We start from the raw sequence: 17,940 nt of genomic DNA, 5'->3' as shown, positions 1-17,940 counted from the left end.
CCCCCCCCCCCCCCCCCCCCCCCCCCCCCCCCCCCCCCCCCCCCCCCCCCCCCCCCCCCCCCCCCCCCCCCCCCCCCGCCGCCGGTCTGGACAAAGCGCTGCTTTTCGCGTTGAGGCGAGACATGAGCCAACAGAATCCAGAAGAGAAAGTTCAAGGTTCGTTCTTCGACTCGCACGGCATGTCGATCCGGGAGGCCACGGTGCGCTGGGCCCAGGCCCTCAGCGTGATGTTCGATGTCCGGATCGGTGGCGACGTAGACCACTTCCAAGGCCAGGCCGGCGGCTACGCGCTAGATCAGCTGCTGCTCGGACGCAGTCGGTCGACCGCCCAGGCCTTCGACCGGTCTCGCTATCGAACCGCCCGCGATGGGCTTTCGAACTATCTGCTGCAATTCTACGTCGAGGGCGCCTGTGGACAGCGCGACAGCGCCTCGGATGCCTGGACCAGGCCCGGGGACTTGCTGATCATCGACCTTGCCCAGCCGCTGGCCACCGCGGCCAGCGACTTCGAAAACCTCAACCTCTTCATTCCCAGGCGTTTGCTGGCGCCCCTGCTCACAGCCCCTGACACCCTCCATCTGACCGTGCTGCGTCGAGAAGAGCCCCTCGTCGCCCTGCTGCTTGGGCACTTGCGGATGCTGATCGAACTGGCCCCGTCCCTGACGCGCAGCCAGGCCGCCAGCCTGGTGCGTCCCACCGTGGAGCTGGCCGCGGCCACGATCAACGGCCAGATCGATGACACCTCGGCGACGAGCGCCAACCAGTGTCTGCTGGAACAGATTTGCCACTGCCTCCAAACCCAGCTGACAGACCGCTCGCTTACGGCCGAAGCGGTCGCCAGCCGGTTCGGCATATCCGAGCGCAAGCTCTACTACCTGTTCAGGGAGTTGGGCGGATTTTCCGGCTATGTCCGGCAGCGTCGGCTGCATGCCGTGCGCGCGCGGCTGGCCGAGCCGGAGGCCCGGTGCGAGACGATCGCCAGCATATCAGAGGCCCACGGCTTCACCCACCGGTCCAGCTTCGTATCGGCGTTCCGCGGCCTCTACGGAATGACTCCACGCGAGTTCCGCAGCCTGGCGGCCACACGCGCGCCCATGCTCGACGCCAGCTCGCCCGCCGACTGGCGGCGCTGGATCGCCGAGCTGCGCTAGAACGCACAAATCGCCAGGCGAAATTGCGCCCCGCCGCACATTGAGCCCCAGGCGCCCGACGTTCACTTTCCTTTCCCCCATAGCTCCTTTCCTTCCGCGCCTGAGCAAGCGTTCAGGGCAAAGATCGATGAGCATTTCCGGGTCCCAAACCTACACCCGCCGTGATGGCGTTTGCCTGTGCGATTGGGACGACGACGCCCGGAACGACTACGCCAGGCTGGTGTCGGACCCGCGCGTGATGGCCTTCATTTCGGATGGAAAGCCTCGATCGTTCGAGCAGGCCGCCAGCGAGGTCGACACTTTCAATCTGGAACTTCAGGCGCGTGGCTGGTCACGCTGGGCGGTCAGGCGCGAGGCGACCGGCGCGTTCCTGGGCTATTCGGGCTTCGCGCAAAAGGAATACGGCATCAATTTCGGCCAGCGCTTTTTTCCCAAGCTGTGGCGCTCAAGGGCGCCGATAGCGGCGGCGCATCTGGCCCTGGAGTACGGCTTCCTGAAGCTGGGCTTCGATCAAATCCACACCTTGACCAACTTGAACCACACGATGGCGATCCGGCTGAACCGCAATTATCTGGGCGTCGACGATAGCTATGGCGTCGTCTGCGACACCCCGTTTGGTCCCCACCTGCGCATTGACGTCACCCGCGCCATGTTCCTGTCCGGGCTGCAGCGTAACCGCCAGCGGATCTTCGCCCATGCGGTCGGCGCCGCCGGACAGGACGCGCCCCCGGCTATCAGCCCCCCGGTGACCTTGGCATGACGCGCCCGCCCCCCGAGGTTCCGTTAAGTCGCCTGTGCGACCTGGAGACGTGGCGCGCCGGAGCAAGCCCGCCCTTATGGTATTGGCCCTTCGGGATCGCCCTGGCGGCCAGCCGGCTGGCGCTGGCGATCGTGGCCGCGCCGCTGGCCATGGTGGCGCCGCCGAGCGTTTCCTCGCGGCTGTTTCCTCTGATCCGCCGGGCGATGGGCGTGCGCGTCATCGGCAACCTTCCCCGCGAGGAGGTGGCCCGTTTGACAGACGGCTGCGTGGTCGCCCTCAACCATGTCAGCGTATTCGACCTGCTGGCGGTGTGCGGACAGCCCCAGGCCTGTATCGCTATCGCCCAGGACGGCGGCGCGCTGGGCCGGGCGACCGTCATGCCGCTGGCGCGCGGCTCAGGCGCGCAGCTGTGGCGTGTCGCCGACCGCAAGGCGCTGGCCCGCCACATCGCGGCTTGGCGCAAGCATCCCTCCGGAACCAGCCTCTACGTGTCGCCGGAAGAGACTATCGGCAACCAGCAGGGCCTGTTCCAGTTCCAGCCGAGTTTTCTGGCCCGCGGGTTCCCAGTCGTACCGACGGCCTTGCGCCTGACCACGCCATTTGGCCTGAACGCCGATCCGCTGTTGTCGTCCAAGCCGGCCAACTTCCTGCGCCTGCTGGCCATGCCCACCGTGACGTTCAAGCTGGACTACCTGCCCCGGCTGGCGCGCGGGCGCGACGAGTCCAAGACCGCTTTCGCCAAGCGCGTCCAGCAGGCGATCGCCGACCGCCTGGGCGCCGCCGCCACCGACTGGCGGCCACGGGACAAGCACGCGCTGCGCGCTCGGCTGAGGCGTGGCGAGACGTGAGCCGCTCGCTCCGCGGCTGCAATGTCATCTTCGACTATGACCAGACTCTGGTTCCCGAGGAGAGCTTGCGGGAAGTGCTCATGCTCAATCTTCGCCGTCGCCACGATGGGGAGGCCAGGATAGCGGCCCTGCAGGCCCGCTCGCAGCGGCTCATGGCCGGCGCCGCCCGCCCGGAAGATCCGCTGATACTGCTAGGGGCCCTGTTGTCGATCCAGCGAGAAGCGATCGACGACTATATCGGCGGGGCGCTGGACCGGATCACGCCGTTCCGCCCCCTGTTCCGATCGTTGCGCGGCCAGGGTGTCCGGCTGTTCATTGCGTCGGCCGCATTCCACGACTGGTTAGGACCGATCGGGGCCGCCTGCGGCTTTCCTGCCGAGACCGTCGCCGCCAACCGCCTGCGCTGGATCGGAAGACAGGCCGTGGGCGTGGGCGACTGGGCTCTGCTGACTTCCGCCGACAAGACCGCCCTGGTCCGGCGATGGCGTCGTACCGGCGCTATGAGCGGACCCACGGTGATGGTCGGCGACGGAGCCAGCGACTTGGCCATCCACGCCCGCGGCCTGGCCCAGGGTTTCGTCTCGGCAAGCTATTACGGCCACGGCGCGACCGCCGACGGCGACCTCGCACGGCGCGCGGGGGCGATCGACGATCTTGAGCCCATGATCGTGGACCTCTTACTTCGAATTTCCCGATAGAGCTCATCGACTATAGGCCGCCCGGGCGTGATGGTCCCAATGTCCGGCGTCGCGCCAATTGCCGCCGCTGGCGCGGATCCGGAAACTCGACCTCATCAGCCTAGCGCGGAGGCATATCGTCCAGCAGGCGGCGCGCGGCCTGAAACGCCGTCTCCGCCAGGTGGGCGTCCACGCACCGTCCATCGTCGCTCTGGGCGTGATGAAAGCGATGAGCGCCGAAGATACCGACCAGTCGCCGATAGCCGGCCGCGGCGACATGGGCGAGTTCTCCAGCCGCGCCCGCTCCCAGCGGGTAGACCGCCTCTAAACCCGGCAAGCCTTGGAAGGCCGCTCGGCATGGCGCGACGAGTTCCGGGCTAGCGAGCAGGAAACGCTGAGGATCGGCGCTGGGCAGCGGCGCCAGTCGTCCACCGAACTCATGCCAGTCTCGAGCGGCGACATTCGCTCCGAGATGAAGCCACAGATGGGTCTGGTCTGGCGACGGGGCGGCCTTACGCAGAAGGTGCTCGGCTCCGAGGTTCTCATATTCGTGACCGCTGTTGCACACGAAGGCAAGATTTACGGGCAGGCTCGCGCGGCTGGCCCAGTCAGCCAGCATCATCCAGACGGCGACGCCAGGTCCCCGCTCACCAGCGCAGGTGAACCAGCCCGAACGCGGGGTGGAGACCACCAGCCATCGGCCTTTGCCGCTGTCCTTGCGCCCGATCAGATTGAACGCCTCTCTACGGCCGCCCTGGCCGGTGATCAGCAGCCTGCCTTTCTCCCCGGACCCCGCCGCCTTGATCAAGGCTGGCGCGTCCTTGGGCGCGAGCACGGCCACGGGCGCGGCGAACATCGGCGCGCCGCCATCGGCGTTCAGCGCCAGAGCCTCGCCGCTGGGCCCGTAGGTCACGAGAACGACAGCAAGGGCGCCGGCTCGCAGGGCCGCCTCGACCGGCCCTCGCACGGCCGGCGCGGCCGCGCTGCTCCAGCGTCCGTACGGCAATCGAATGACGACGATGGCGCCGTGCGCGGGGGCGCCCGCATCCTCGGGTTCGCGGACCAGGACCTGCCCTTCGATCCCGTTAGGCCCGGTCTGCGATACGATCGCCTGCGGAATGACGCTCGCCCGCGCCTGGCCAACCTGGAGCCAGGCGTCCTCGACCTCGAAGAACGGCGCGTCGAAGGCGAGGCGCTCGACAGAGAAGCCGCGCGCGGCGAGCCATTCCGTCATCCAATTCCCACAGGCGATGTCGCCTGGCCCGCCACTGGCCTTGCCGCCAAAGGCCACATACCGCTCGAGCAAGTCCGCCGCCGACAAAGACCCCGCGGACGCAAAAGCCTCGGCGCCATCCGGAAGGCTGGCCGCCAGGGTTCCGGCGAGGGGCGCCGTGAGCAGGGATCGACGCGTCGGCGTCATGGCTGGTCTCCTTCAGCGCAGGCTTGTTTCCGCGGGCCCACCTTAGATCAGTTGAACAGCTGCACCTTGCGGCCGTCGACCTCAGACCGGAACTGTCGGCGACTGGTGAACATCGGCTCGACATTATTCTTGTCCCAAGTCGCGAAGTCGCGCGACAGCCGGGCGACCACCTCGGGATGGGCGCTAGCCAGATCGTGCTTTTCGCCAGGATCGTGGACGACGTCGAAGAGAAGCGTCCACTGGCCCAGCGGCGAGACCGTCGCCTTGACGCCGTCGGGGGTTGGGGAGCCCAGGACATTGCTCATGTCATCGACCGTGTCGGACTTGTTGACGACCAGAAGCTTCCAGCGTCCTTCGCGCACGGCGTGGTTGGGTCCCATGCGCCAGAAGAGCGGACGCTCGACAATCCCAGCGGTCGGGGCCAGGGCCGAGGCGATGTCACGCCCCTCGACGCCGCTGGGCGCCTTGACGCCGGCAAGGCGCGCCGCGGTGGGCAGGATGTCCAGCGTCGAAATCGGCCGGCTCGACACCAGGCCCGGCACGATGCGCCCAGGGGCGGAGACCATGAACGGCACCCGCACGCCGCCTTCCCAAGGAAAGGCCTTGTAGCCGGACAGGGGCGCGTTGGAGCAGGCGCCGCGAATATAGTTGGGGCAGCCGTTGTCGCTCAGGAAGAAGATGACCGTGTCCCGCTCCAGCCCTTCCTCGGCCAGAGCCTGGCGCAACCGCCCGACGTTGTCGTCCAGCGAGGCGACCATGGCCGCGTAGAGCCGCTGATGGGGCGAGGTGATGTGGGCGAAGCGGTCGGTATAGGCCTTGGGAGCCTGGAGCGGGGTGTGAGGCGCGTTGTAGGCCAGGTAGAGGAAGAAGGGCTGGCGACGATGGGCCCGAATGAAGCCGACGGCCTCGTCGGTGAAGACGTCGGTCAGATAGCCACCCTGCTCGACCACCTCACGCCCCCGCACGATCGGAAAGCGCGCGCGCGTCATGGCCCCGTCGGCGCCGGTGTCGGCTTGAAGCCCGCTTTCCGCCGGATCCTTGAAATAGCTGGCCGCGCCGCCCAGGAAGCCGAAGAAGCTGTCGAACCCCCGGTCCAGGGGATGGAAGCCGCCCGCCTGGCCGATATGCCACTTGCCGACCATGGCCGTGGCGTAGCCGGCCGATTTCATGACCTGGGCGATACTCGCTTCACTGACCGGCGCGCCGGCTTGCTCGTCGCGCCCAACGGGATTGAATTCGAAGCCATAGCGAGCCTGGTGACGTCCGGTGATCAGCCCCGCGCGCGAGGGCGCGCAGACGGCGGCCGTCGCATAGGCGTCGGTGAACCGCACGCCCGAGGTCGCCAGCGCGTCGATATGGGGCGTTGGGATGACCTTTCCGCCATAGACGCCAAGATCGCCATAGCCGAGGTCGTCGGTGAGGATGACGATGACATTGGGCGGCCGCGGTCTGACGCCGGGCTGCGAGAAGCCGGTGGTGGCGAGGCCCACGAAGCAGGCGGCGAGCGCAACGATCCAGCGCTTCATGGGGCCTCCACGGGTCTGATGGGCGTGGGCGCGCCGCAGGCCTTGGCCCTGACATAGGCCTCGCCGGAAGACGCGAGCGTGGCGGGCAGGTCGCAGAGCGCCTTGGCCGCCTGGACGTCGCCGTTCAGATAGGCGCGCCAGAAGGTCAGGGTCTGCTCGACGATGACAGCCATCTGGGCCGCGTCAGTGGGCTTGGCGACGCCCATCATCTGCCGCCGCCCCGTAAAGACGCCGTGGTCGCCGTCGCGCAGAACGATCAGGAACTGGTCGGCGCCGGTGATTTTCTGGAACGGGATCGTGCGCTCCCATGGGGTCTTTTCCAGATCCAGCGGCGTTCGATCCTGCGTGCCGGTGAAGTGCAGCATCGGCGTGCGGATCGAGCTGAAAGCGGTGTCGGAGCCACCCTGCCTGGCCTTGTTCGGGCTGTAGACGACAGCCGCCTTGATCCTCGGCTCCCGGAAAGCATCTGGCGGAGCGCCCGGCAGGCGTTGACCGACCGCAACCAGGGTGGCCAGCGCGCCGAACGAATGGCCGCTCATGCCGACCCGCGAAAGATCCAGCTTGCCAGCGAGTTCGCCTCCCGGCGCGTTCATTTTCGTCAGTTCATCAAGGGCGAACGGAATATCGGCGAAACGATTGGCCCCCGCGTCGGGAGAGAGCTTGCCCAGCAGGCTGGCCTCCTCTCCAGGCCGCGCGCCGGCCAGGATCGAAGCGTCCGAGCCGGGATGCTGCAAGGCCGCCACAACGAAGCCCGCCTCGGCGACCGCCTGCAGGATGTAGGTCGAGCCCTCCCGGGAGCCGCCCAGGCCGTGGGAATGGACAATCAGGCCGAAGGGCCCCACCCCGGTCGGCGCGTAGAGCTTGTAGGGCACCTTGCGGCCGCCGCGCGCGGGATCGGTCCATTCGCCGTAGACGATAGTCGCCTTGGCGGGCGCGACGGCCGGCGCGGGGCTCGCGGCGGCGGATTCCGGCGAGCTGGCAAGGAGGGCGAGACCCGCCGCGACCGCTCCGGCCCATCGCCTCTGGCTCATGGTCAGAACTCCCACCCAAGCTCGACTCCGACCACGCGCGGATCGGTGTAGAACTCGTTCACGCTGACGATGTTGGCCAGATAGGTCTTGTCGCCGAGATTGCGGCCGAAGACCGAAAGCCTCAGACGGTCCGAGCGCACCCCGATCCGCGCGTCGATCAGGCCGTAGCTCTGATAGGAGCGGCTGTTGTCGGGGTTCTCGAACCCGCCGTCGGCCATCTGCAGCCCGGCCGAGGCGAAGCCGCGCCAGCCGCCGCCCAAAGGGAAGGTGTAGGTGGCGTTCACAGCCAGTTGATAGTCGCGCAGGCGCGGGACCTCGTTGCCGCTCAGATCGGCGTCATCGGGCAGACCATCGCCGTTGAGGTCGAGCTTGGCCTTGGCTCCGTCTTCGAACTTGCCCCTCTGGCCGCTAAGAGTGGCCGCCAGCGTCAGGTCCGACGCGCCCAACAGGAATCGGCGGCGAGCCTCGATTTCGTAGCCTGAGATGTGGGCGTCGCCGGCGTTCTGCAGGATGAAGCCGCGAGAGAGCGAGCTTGGCGCGCTGACCACCTGCACGTTGTTAGTCCAGGTGTAATAGATCGCGGCCGACAGCTGAACGCCCTTCCAGCGCCCCTTGGCCCCGGCTTCATAGGAATAGGCGTACTCTGGATCGTAGAGCAGTTGCTGGGCGATCTGTGAGCGCACGGTCGTGGGCGGCAGATTGCTGTTGAAGCCTCCCGGGCGATAGCCGGTGGCGAAGCGGCCGTAGACATTGACCCCGTTGTCGAAGCGATGGCGCAGGGTCACCGTCGGGGTGACGAAGGTCCAGCGGCGTTCGGCCTCAACGCGGACGGTCTCGCTGCCTGCCGCGCAGGCCGGGCCAGTCACGGTCGGCGGACAGAACTGAACCGAGCTGGCTGGCAGCGGGCCGCCAGCGCCATCGGGATCGACCGTGATCGCCGCCATCAGTCCCGTAGGCGTGGCTCCGCCGCCGAAATAGACGAGCGGATCCTTGGCGTAACGTTCAAACCAGAAGGACTTCTTGTCACGCTGAAGCCGCGCCTCCACGCCCAGGGTCGTGGCGCCCGAGATCTTGTATTCGAGGCTGCCAAACAGCGAAGGCGACTTCAAGGTTTCGGAGAAGGCGTCGCGGTTCACCGCCAGGCGCGCGGCTGATCGAACGCTGGCGGCGGTTCCGGTCAGAGTCCCGACCTGGCCCACCGCGCAGCCGGCGGCGCTGGCCTGCGAGGCGCCCGTATAGGCCGGGCAGAGATAAGGATCGATGACCACGTCGTCGCTGGTCTTCAGGAACTCGACGCCCGCCAGCCAGGTCAAACGCCCCTCACCCTTCGAGCTCAGATAGGCCTGCGCCACGAAGCGGCTGTAGTCCTCGAACTGGCCCAGAGTGTAGTCGGGCGTGAGCACCGCCGCGCCCGGGGCGACGTCGATGCCCGAATGGCCGGCGAAGTGGTCGTTGTCCTCGTTGTCTCGTCCCGCGTCGCGGGCTTTCCAGCCCACCTTGGCGGTCAGCTCGGCGAATCCGTAATCGTGCTTGGCCGTGAGATAGACCGAGTCCTCGGTGATGCGGGCGCGCCCCTCGCGGTCGAGGTCGGAGCGTGTCCAACGGGAAGCATCAAGAACCGAGCCGTCAACCCGCACCGGCCGCCGTCCCAGACTCGAAAAAGCGGGGGTGTCGCTCTCGTAGCGTTCGTAAGTCAGGTCAACCGTGGTGGCCGATCCTGGCGTCCAGCGCAGGCCGGCCCGCGCGCCCTTATAGGTCTGCCAGTCGATCTTGTGACCGGTCGTGGTGTTCTCAATGAACCCGCCATCCTGGTCGTCGTAGAGACCGGCCACACGCAGGGCGAGCTTGTCCTTGACCACCGGCAGATTGAGCACCGCTTCGACGGCGGCGCGCCGGGGCTGGCTGTAGCGGACCGTGACCTCTCCGCCGATCGTCTGCTCGGGCGCGTGGCCGACGATATTGACCGCGCCCCCGACCGAATTCCGCCCATAGAGCGCTCCCTGAGGACCGCGCAGCACCTCGAGCCGTTCGAGGTCCAGCAGGTCCATACGGCTTAGCGAGCGCCCGCCAAAGCCGCCGCCCGCATTGTATAGCCCCTCCTTGTAGAGGCCGGTGGCCGCCTCGGAGAAACCCAAGCGTCCGCTGCCCTGCCCCCGGATCGAGATGTCCTGCAGGTACTCTGGTCCCGACGTCACCAGCGTGGCGCTGGGCGCCTGGCGCAGATAGTCCTTCATGCCGTCGAGCACGAGGTTCCGTCTCTCCTGGGCCGTGATCGCGGATATGGCCGCGGGCACTTCGACCAGGGTTTCGGTGCGCTTGCGGGCGGTGACGACGATCTCGTCGAGCGCCTGGACGTCGGCCTGACTGGCCCATGTCGTCGCTGGAGCAGCCGCCAACACCAACCCCAGGGCTGTCATCAGCCCGCCTCGTCCCGCTGCACGCAGCATCTTCGCCTCCCCGCAATTTTATCGTTGCGGGGAGGCTCCAGCCAGAAGCGTCAATTGTCAAACAATTTTTTGAAACGCCAAACTAAGCCACGATCACTCGCGCTCTAGCGCCAAGGCCAGGGACCGCCTTGTGATCATCACAATCATTCGCGCGGCCGCGGCCGCGATCTCCGGATGATGATCCTTGACCGCCGAAACCAGGATCCGGTGAGCGGAAAGCGATTGTTGCTCGGATTGCGAGGTCCCGGGCTTTAGCAACCTCTGCTGCCACAGCGCCAAATTGCCGACCTGGGTCAGCATCCGATAAGCCAGCTTGCTACCGGAATGACGGCCAATCAGCTGCCCCAGGCCAAACGACAGGGCGTAGAGCTCAGAGCGATCGGCGTCGCGTGCAACCGCCGCCTCGATCGCCTCCATCAGCCCATCAAGTCGTGGAACCAGCCTCTCCGGGAAGCGCCCAGCCGAGAGCCGAGCGCACTGGGCGTACATCTCCTCAAGCAGACTGAAGATGTCGAGCAGCTCTTCGCCCCCAACCGCAACGACCTGGGCCCCGCGCCAAGGCTGCATCTCCACGAAGCCAGCCCGCGCCACGCTGCGCAGCGCTTCACGCACGGAGGCGCGACTGACGCCGTGCCGCGCCGAAACCTCCTGCTCGCGCAACCAAGCCCCAGGAGGATACCGATTGTCGATAATCTCGCGGATGAGCGTCTCAGACAGGCGCGTGTCCAGCGTCTGATCAGTCTTGCGCCGCACTCGCGCCGCGCCGGGCCTCGCCTCGTCCATCAATCCTCCCTAGCTTGACGTTACAGTAAATCAGAACGAGACAAAACGGAACGTCAGACAATTGCCAATCGCGCTGTCGGTGATCTACGGTTCGGCCATGGGCGCTGCGGACCACTCAAGAGATAGGACAAGACGATGATCCTGCGACGCGATTTCTTGGCCGGAGCCATGACGCTATCGACAGGCTTCGGCGCGCGGGCGGCGGGCGGCGAGCCGTTGCCCCTGGTCGAGGCGGCCAAGCTCGCCTGGCTTTACGGCCTGCCGATGATCGAGACGGCCGTCGTCCGAAGTCGCACCGCCAAGCTTGGAACCTTCAATCGGCTCTATCACCAGACGGATCTGGTGACTCCCGCGAACCAGAAGGTCACCTCGCCCAACAACGACACCCTCTACAGCCGCGGCTTCCTCGATCTGCGCCAGGGCCCGGTCGAGCTGACCCTGCCGGCAAGCGGAACGCGCTATCTGTCCGTGGCCTTGATGGACCTTTGGACGAACAACTTCGCCATACTGGGAACCCGCACCACGGGTCCCGACGGCGGTCGCTTCATCGTCGCCGGCCCCACAGGACCCGCGCCGCCGGGAGCCATCCGCGCCCCGAGCGACTTCGTGTTTGTCCTTGGCCGCACCCTGGTCGACGGCCCCGCTGACCTTGCCGCGGCGCGCGCGGTCCAGGCGGCCATCGCCGCCTCGGGTCCTGAACGGGCGCCGGGCGATTTCGTGGTTCCAGTCGCGCGCACGGCGCCTTGGCGCGCTTATTTCACGAGCGTCGGAGAACTCCTGCGCGAAAACCCGCCACCCGCGACGGATGCGGCTTTCTTCCATGCGGTCCACGCCTTGGGCCTCACCGCGCAGGGCTTTGCGCCGCCCGCTTTCACCCCGGCGCAGGAACAAGAGATCGCTCAAGGGATCGAAAAGGCCAAGCAAATCGCCGCCGAGCCGCGAGGCGGGCTCTACGCCGCCCAAGGCTGGGTTTATCCACGGGCTAATCTCGGCGACTTTGGCCAGGACTATGTCTTCAGGGGTCAGATAGCCTTGACCGGGCTCTTTGGTCTCCCCTTGGCCGAGGCGGTCTATACCCGGCCGGTTGGTGACAACGGCACGGGACTCCTACACGGCGACCGCTATCGGCTAACCTTCCCCGTCGGCCGCGCCCTGCCGGTCGACGGCTTCTGGTCTCTGACCATGTACGCGGCCACGTCAGACGGCCAGTTCTTCCTGACGCCCAACGCCATCGATCGCTATGCCATTGGCGATCGCACCCAGGGCCTTAGGCATGGTTCGGACGGTTCGCTGGATATCTGGATCTCGCGCCAGCCGCCGGGCGGGGCGCGGGACGACAACTGGCTGCCCGCGCCCGCTCAAGGCCCTTACATGGTCAGCCTTCGCGCTTACCTGCCGCGACCAGAATTGCTCACTGGGGACTACCGGGCGCCGCCTCTACGGGCGGGCTTCTAGCGTGCGCAACGCGGCGCCCGACGATGGCCTATTTGACCCGTTTTCGGCCATGATCATGCTCAAGGGGCCGGCGAAAGCCGGCCCCTTGCCTCTTCCTAGTGACCGACGCCGCAGGCCTTGAGCTTGCGGGCATAGGTCGGATCGGCCAGCAGGGCCGTCGCGGCTTCGACGGGACGATTGGAGACGATCATCCGCGGGCCGGCCTTGGCCAGGGCCTGGAAGGTTCCAGCATCGGCGGGGGTGCGATAGACGGCGTCCGGCGTCTCGGGGCCGCCATAGGTTCCCGACATCACCGTCACGCCCATCGCCTCCAGCTCGGGAATGAAGGCCGCGTCCACCTTGTCGGGACGCACCATGGCCACGAGGTGGTCGTTGACCAGACCGGCCGCCTTGGCCTTGGCCAGCATGTCGCGATCGAACACCGGCAGGGCGATGACGGCGTCGGGACGGCGCTGGCGCTGCCCCAGGGCCTGGGCGACCGTGTAGGCCAGGAAGAACACCCGGTCGCCGGCCTTGGCCTTGTCGACCTCGGCCATCAGCAGATCGGGGTCGGTCTGCGGCTTCACGTCCAGCAACACCAGCGCCTTGCCGTCGGCCCATCCCAGGATTTCCGATAGCAGTTGCGGGGCGTAGCCGGTCGGATAGGCCGTGGTGTCGCGGACCTTAAGCTTGGAGATCTCGGCCCAGGTCTGGTCGCGGATCCTGCCCTTGCCGGTGGTGTTGCGATCCAGGACGTCATCGTGGTTCTGGAACAGCACGCCGTCCGAGGTCTGCTGAACGTCGGTCTCGATGAAGGCCGGGACCAGGGAGGTCGTGCGCTGCATCGTGGCGACGACATTCTCGGGGAACTCCGGCAAGGGGCCGCCGCGGTGGGCGCCGACCAGCGCCACCTTCTGCTCGCGCAGGCAGGCCAGCAATTGCGGCAGGCGGCCCTTGGCGGCGGTGAGCATGTCGGCGGAGGTCGGACCAGCGGCGGCGGACGCCGACGAGGCGACCAGCAGGGCGGCGCTGGCCAGCAGCGCCCGAAGCAGGATCTTGGTCATCTTGAGCTCTCTTTGGAGGCGCACGGGCCTGACGACCCGCGCGGAGGAAGGCGGGCGGCGTCAGAACTTGAAGTTGACGCCCAGGAAGTAGCGGCGGCCCAGCATGTCGTAGAGGGCGGTGTCGGTGGCGCTCTCGCCGGTCCAGGCCGGAGGCTGGCGGTCGGCCAGATTGAGCGCCCCGGCCCGCAGCTCGACAGTGGAGCTGACCTGGTAACGTCCCGTCAGGTCGAAATAGTCCATCGCCTTGACGCCCCGCGCGGTGGCGGTGGCCGAGCCGACATTGGCGGCGTTGCCCATGGCCTCGACCCAGCGCCAGCGCAGGCTCAGGTCGATGGGGCCGACATGGTAGCCCAGGCTGGTGATGGCCTTCCACTTGGGGTGCGAGATGGCGTCGGCGCTGATCTGGGCGTTGCCGATCGTGCCGGCGTAGTTGACGTAGGCCGCGCCGGCCAGGGTCTGGATCTCGTACTTGTCCATATAGGAGATCAGCACATTGAGGCTGACCGAACCCGCCCGCTCGGAAGCGCCGAACGCCGCCAGATCCGCGCCCCAGTCGACCTGCAAGTCGACGCCCGAGGTCCGGTAGCCGGCCAGGTTGAGCAGCGGCGTGGTGATGCTGGAAAAGCCGCCCGAAGAGCCGCGATGGATCAGCTTGCAGTAGTAGTTGGCCGGATCGTAGGTCGGGTTGGCGTTGCCCTGACCGTTGAAGCAGCGTTGGGCGATCACGTCGCCGGTGATCAGGCCGATCGCGTCGGTCAGCTTGATGTCGTAGTAGTCGACCGAGGCCGAAAGCCGGCGCAGCAGGGGCTGCTGGAAGGTCGAGCGCCAGACCAGACCCGCCGTATAGGTGTCGGAAGACTCTTCCTTCAGGTCGGGATTGCCCGCGACGTCCGACTGCACCGAGGTGCCGGCGAACTTGTGGGCGTCGATGACGCTGAGCGGAATGCCGTTGGCGACGCACAGGGCGCGCACCTGGACGGCGTTGGGGCCGATGCGATAGGCGCTGGCGATGTCGCAGGGATCGCCCAGGCCGGCGGAAATCCGCCCGACGGTGGTCGCGCTCTGCTCGGAGGGGCGGAACAGCTCGCCCACCGAAGGCGCGCGGATGGCGTGCTGATAGCCACCGCGCAGGCTGACCGCGTCGTTGATCTCCCAGGCGCCGCTGGCCTTGTAGGTATGAACGCCGCCGACCGTGTCGTAGTCGGAGTAGCGATAGGCCAGATCCAGGTCGAGCTTGCGGATGAAGGGCAGGTCCTTCAGCAGCGGGACAGCCAGTTCGAGGAAGGCCTCCTTCGAATTGGTCTCCCCTTCCGTCGACCTGCTCAGACCCGTGGTCAGGACCGTACCGGTGAGGCGCGCGGCGTCCGGCGAATAGGCGTAGCTGTTCTTGCGATAGCTGAGCCCCGCGGCGAACCGCAGGTCGCCGGCCGGCAGGGCCAGCACCCGGCCCTGGACGTTGGCCTCGGCGTTGGTCTGCCGCAGCGTCGTGGTCTCGTGCATCTCGCGCAGGAGATAGGTCAGGCACGATTTCGAGGGCGCGGTCAGGGCCAGGGGGTCCAGGCCGCCCTCGCAAAGGCTCTTGCCGCCATCGACCGCGTTGACCAGCGACAAGAACGAAGCCCGGTCGATATAGCCGCCCAACAAGGCGTTCTGCTCGGTGCGGCCATAGGAGGCGAACACGTCCCAGGTCCCATCGATCGCGTCGAACCGGCCCTTCAGGCCACCCAGGGCCTGCCCGACATTATAGGTCTGCTGGGCGATGTCGGGGGAGTAGCGGCCGGTGTTGAAATAGAACAACAGCGGCGCGGTCGGGTTGGGCCGCGAGGCGGCGATCGCCTTGAGGTCGGCGGGCAGGAAGGGGTTGGTGACCGGCAGATAGACGTCGCGGGTGATCGCCTGGTTGCGGCCGTAACCGCTCTGGTTGGAGACATAGTGGGCGTAGTTGAATTGGCCGTAGGCCTCGACGGCGTCGCTGAGCTGGTAATTGACCTGGCCAAACAGGGTCTGGCGCTTGAGCGGCTGCTGCAGGGGCGCGGCCTCGCCCAGCGGCACGGCGACCTGGCCGTTGCTGGTGATGGTGTAAGGGCCGTCGGCGGGGAAACGGTAGTTGAGGATCGGCGAGGAGATCGTGAACAGCGTGCCGTCGAGGTTCTGGCTGTAGGTGGCGTTGCGCGGCACGTTGGTCGTCACGCCATATTTGGCGAAGACGCCGTTGATCGCCGCCTGGGTCGGCAGGTTGGCCGCGTCGGCGTAGATCAGGCCGCTGGGCAGCACCGAGGTGATGCCGCCGTCCTTGAAGAAGGCGCGGGAATTTCGGTTGACCCGCTGGCGATCCATGTAGGACGCCGACAGCATCGCGTGACCCTTGTCGTCGGCGAAGGCGCCGCCGACCGTGGCGCTCAGATCGGCCGTCTCGCCATCGCCGCGCTCGGTCTGGCCGTATTGGGCGTCGATCTCCAGGCCCTCGAAATTGTGCTTGAGCTTGAAGTTGACGACGCCGGCGATCGCGTCGGAGCCGTAGATCGCCGAGGCGCCGCCGGTGATCACCTCGACCGAGTCGATCAGGCTGGGGGCCAGGGTGTTGAGGTCGATGGCGCCCAGCGGGTCGGACGGCTGCAGCCGACGGCCGTCCAGCAGCACCAGGGTGCGGGCCGTGCCCAGGCCGCGAAGGTTGGCGTTGGCGCGCCCGCCGCCGGCTTGGCTGGCCGAGGTCGAGCCGGAAGTAGCGGCGAACTGCGGCAGCTGGTTGAGGGTGTTCTCGATCGAGGTCGGCCCCTGGGCCTGGAGAACGGCCTTGCCGACCGTGACGATGGGGCTCTGGGCGGTGTAGTCCTGGCGCGCGATGCGCGAGCCGGTGACCACGATCTCTTCAACCGAGACGGCGGCCTCGGTCGCCGGCGGCGGCGGCGCAGCCTGGGCGCTGGCGACTCCGGCGTGAGCCAGACTCAAGGCGAGCGTCGACGCGGCGCCAAAGAGCGCGAAAATTCTAGATTGCATAGGAACTTGGATCCCCTTGAACGGTGACCCCCGCTCTGTCGCGGAGGGCGTCTAAGGGGTTAGGACGCGGCCCCTCTCGCGATCCTCACCACTTTTTTCGGACGTCGCCCGGAAAGAAAAACTGTCGCAAATCCGTGGGAAGAAGACGCGCGCCCGGTCGCGGACCGTTCCTTCGTCCCGCGCGGCGACGCATGTTCGGGAAGCTTCTCGTGACCTTGAAGGACGACGCCCATCGGGCCGACGCGCGCCCTCGCCTGCCGCCGCCCGAGCAGATCAGCCACGCCTATCGCCGGCCGCTGATGACCTATTTTCTGCGCCACACCGGCGACCACGCCGAGGCCGAGGACCTGACCCAGGAAGCGCTCCTGCGCGCCTTGCGGGCCGGCGACGGCGAGGCGATCGAGACCCCCGACGGCTTTGTCTTCACCATCGCCTCCAACCTGCTGCGTGACCGCGCGAGAAAGCGCATCACCCGACAGGCCGACCGCCATGTCAGCCTCTATCCGCCGGGCGACGGCGAGACCGCCGCCGAGCCCCTGCAACTCGCCGCTGAGGATTTGCCGGCCGACCGCGTCCTGATGGGTAAGGAGAAACTTCGAAGGACCCTCGACGCCCTGGCCGAACTGCCCGACCGCACGCGGGAGATCTTCATCCTGTTCCGGGTCGAGCGCCTTCGCCAAACCGAAATCGCCGCCCGTCTGGGCATTTCGGTCAGCGCCGTGGAAAAACATGTTGTTCGGGCCGTGGCCCATCTGGCACGGCGGTTCAGGTAGACTTTGACACATTCCCCCGCTCCAACTCCACCGTTCGAAGACGTTCACGAGGCGGCCGCCGCCTGGTGGATGCGCCAGGTCTCCGACGATTGGACCGACGCCGACGAAGCCGGGCTGCAAGCCTGGCTGGCCGCGGACGCGCGCCATGCGGGCGCCTACGACCATGTGCTCGAGGCGATGTCCGCGTTCGATGATCAGGACGACGCCGCGGAGCTCCAGGCTTTGCGGCCGCAGCTCCAGGACAGCGCGGCCCCGCTTGGCGGCGCGCGACGGTCGCCCCCTCGCCCTTCGCGGCGCGCGTGGATGATCGGCGCGGGCGCCCTGGCCGCCGGCCTCGTGGGCTTTGCGGTGCTGAGCCGCCCCTCACCCGCGCGGATCTACACCGCGCCCGCGGGCGCCCCGGCCGAGTTCACCCTGGCCGATGGCTCGCGGCTGTCGATCGAGGGCGGCGGCGCGGTCGCGGTGCGGCTTGGCCGTCACGCCAGGGACCTCGAACTGACCCGCGGCCAGGCCCGCTTCGAGGTCGCGCACGACCAGGCGCGGCCCTTCTCGGTCACCGTCGGCGACCAGGTCGTGGTGGCCACCGGGACGATGTTCAACATCGATCGGCTGAGCGAGCGCTCCGTCGTCAGCCTGTTGGAGGGACGGGTCATCATCCATCCGGTCCGGGGCGATGGCCCGACCCTGGCTCTGACGCCGGGAGAGCAAGCCGTGCTGCGCCCCGGAACCCCGCCCCTGCGCCAGACGGCCGATGTGCGTTCAGCCGCGGCCTGGAGGAACGGGCGATTGATCTTCGATGATACGCCGCTCGCCGAGGCCGTCGAACGGGTCAATCGTTATGGCGCCAATCTTCGCGTGGGCGACGAAGCCCTGGCCCGCCTACGGGTGACCGGGGTGTTCAAGGCCGGCGACAACGCCGCCTTCGTCGAGGCGATCACCGCCTATCTCCCCATCGCGGCGCGGCGCGGCGCCGACGGGCGCACCGCGCTGGTTCAACGCCCCGCCGGGGGTTAACTGTCGCCGCGAGGA

At 67.5% G+C, this 17,940-nt stretch carries 14 protein-coding genes; 7 read left to right on the top strand and 7 right to left on the bottom strand.

The features are described from left to right. The first annotated feature begins 122 nt into the window (after window positions 1-122). The 4 genes from AC1RNC_RS24415 (at window position 123) to AC1RNC_RS24400 (ending at window position 3,457) form a co-directional block, all read left to right on the top strand. Window positions 123-1,151: an AraC family transcriptional regulator gene (locus AC1RNC_RS24415; RefSeq protein ID WP_492888611.1), complete on the top strand. Its 1,029-nt coding sequence runs from the start codon at window positions 123-125 to the stop codon at window positions 1,149-1,151. Between the two features lie 127 nt (window positions 1,152-1,278). Continuing rightward, a complete protein-coding gene (locus tag AC1RNC_RS24410) occupies window positions 1,279-1,911 on the top strand; it encodes a GNAT family N-acetyltransferase (RefSeq protein ID WP_492888610.1) in 633 nt (210 codons plus the stop codon). Then, on the top strand, window positions 1,908-2,759 hold the full coding sequence (locus tag AC1RNC_RS24405; protein WP_492888609.1) for a lysophospholipid acyltransferase family protein: 852 nt from the start codon (window positions 1,908-1,910) through the stop codon (window positions 2,757-2,759). Before AC1RNC_RS24410 ends, AC1RNC_RS24405 begins: the two co-directional genes overlap by 4 nt. Continuing rightward, window positions 2,756-3,457 carry a haloacid dehalogenase-like hydrolase gene (locus AC1RNC_RS24400; protein WP_492888608.1) on the top strand — a complete coding sequence of 234 codons (702 nt, stop codon included), beginning with the start codon at window positions 2,756-2,758 and terminating at the stop codon, window positions 3,455-3,457. The genes AC1RNC_RS24405 and AC1RNC_RS24400 overlap by 4 nt, the downstream gene beginning before the upstream one ends. A 100-nt stretch (window positions 3,458-3,557) precedes the next feature. Here AC1RNC_RS24400 and AC1RNC_RS24395 read toward each other — a convergent pair whose 3' ends face one another. The 5 genes from AC1RNC_RS24395 to AC1RNC_RS24375 all read right to left on the bottom strand — a co-directional run bounded on the left by AC1RNC_RS24395 (window position 3,558) and on the right by AC1RNC_RS24375 (window position 10,643). Continuing rightward, window positions 3,558-4,856 (bottom strand): hypothetical protein, encoded by a 1,299-nt coding sequence (locus tag AC1RNC_RS24395; RefSeq protein WP_492888607.1) that lies wholly within the window; start codon window positions 4,854-4,856, stop codon window positions 3,558-3,560. A gap of 47 nt (window positions 4,857-4,903) precedes the next feature. Beyond that, the gene (locus tag AC1RNC_RS24390) at window positions 4,904-6,382 is read right to left on the bottom strand and encodes a sulfatase-like hydrolase/transferase (protein WP_492888606.1); all 1,479 of its coding nucleotides are present in this window, start codon (window positions 6,380-6,382) and stop codon (window positions 4,904-4,906) included. Next, window positions 6,379-7,413 (bottom strand): alpha/beta hydrolase family protein, encoded by a 1,035-nt coding sequence (locus tag AC1RNC_RS24385; RefSeq protein WP_492888605.1) that lies wholly within the window; start codon window positions 7,411-7,413, stop codon window positions 6,379-6,381. Before AC1RNC_RS24385 ends, AC1RNC_RS24390 begins: the two co-directional genes overlap by 4 nt. 2 nt (window positions 7,414-7,415) lie before the next feature. Beyond that, on the bottom strand, window positions 7,416-9,830 hold the full coding sequence (locus tag AC1RNC_RS24380; protein WP_492888604.1) for a TonB-dependent receptor: 2,415 nt from the start codon (window positions 9,828-9,830) through the stop codon (window positions 7,416-7,418). A 123-nt stretch (window positions 9,831-9,953) separates the two neighbouring features. Beyond that, a complete protein-coding gene (locus AC1RNC_RS24375) occupies window positions 9,954-10,643 on the bottom strand; it encodes a GntR family transcriptional regulator (RefSeq protein ID WP_492888603.1) in 690 nt (229 codons plus the stop codon). Between the two features lie 168 nt (window positions 10,644-10,811). Here AC1RNC_RS24375 and AC1RNC_RS24370 point away from each other — a divergent pair, with 168 nt between their 5' ends. Next, window positions 10,812-12,098, top strand: coding sequence for a DUF1254 domain-containing protein (locus AC1RNC_RS24370; protein WP_492888602.1), 1,287 nt, complete (start codon window positions 10,812-10,814; stop codon window positions 12,096-12,098). Window positions 12,099-12,193: 95 nt separating this feature from the next. Here AC1RNC_RS24370 and AC1RNC_RS24365 read toward each other — a convergent pair whose 3' ends face one another. Further along, window positions 12,194-13,141, bottom strand: coding sequence for a glycerophosphodiester phosphodiesterase family protein (locus AC1RNC_RS24365; RefSeq protein WP_492888601.1), 948 nt, complete (start codon window positions 13,139-13,141; stop codon window positions 12,194-12,196). Between the two features lie 60 nt (window positions 13,142-13,201). Further along, window positions 13,202-16,090 carry a TonB-dependent receptor domain-containing protein gene (locus AC1RNC_RS24360; protein ID WP_492888600.1) on the bottom strand — a complete coding sequence of 963 codons (2,889 nt, stop codon included), beginning with the start codon at window positions 16,088-16,090 and terminating at the stop codon, window positions 13,202-13,204. Between the two features lie 257 nt (window positions 16,091-16,347). On the opposite strand from AC1RNC_RS24360, the gene AC1RNC_RS24355 reads away from it, so the two are divergent. Together AC1RNC_RS24355 and AC1RNC_RS24350 are read left to right on the top strand one after the other, a co-directional pair. Next, window positions 16,348-16,911 carry an RNA polymerase sigma factor gene (locus AC1RNC_RS24355; RefSeq protein WP_492888599.1) on the top strand — a complete coding sequence of 188 codons (564 nt, stop codon included), beginning with the start codon at window positions 16,348-16,350 and terminating at the stop codon, window positions 16,909-16,911. 3 nt (window positions 16,912-16,914) lie between these two features. Further along, window positions 16,915-17,925 (top strand): FecR family protein, encoded by a 1,011-nt coding sequence (locus tag AC1RNC_RS24350; protein ID WP_492888598.1) that lies wholly within the window; start codon window positions 16,915-16,917, stop codon window positions 17,923-17,925. The last annotated feature ends 15 nt before the right edge of the window (window positions 17,926-17,940 follow it).

This window comes from Caulobacter sp. GW822-FHT01G02 (assembly GCF_058802865.1).
The sequence above is the reverse complement of the archived record's forward strand: the minus strand, read 5'-3'. Positions and strand labels throughout refer to the sequence as shown.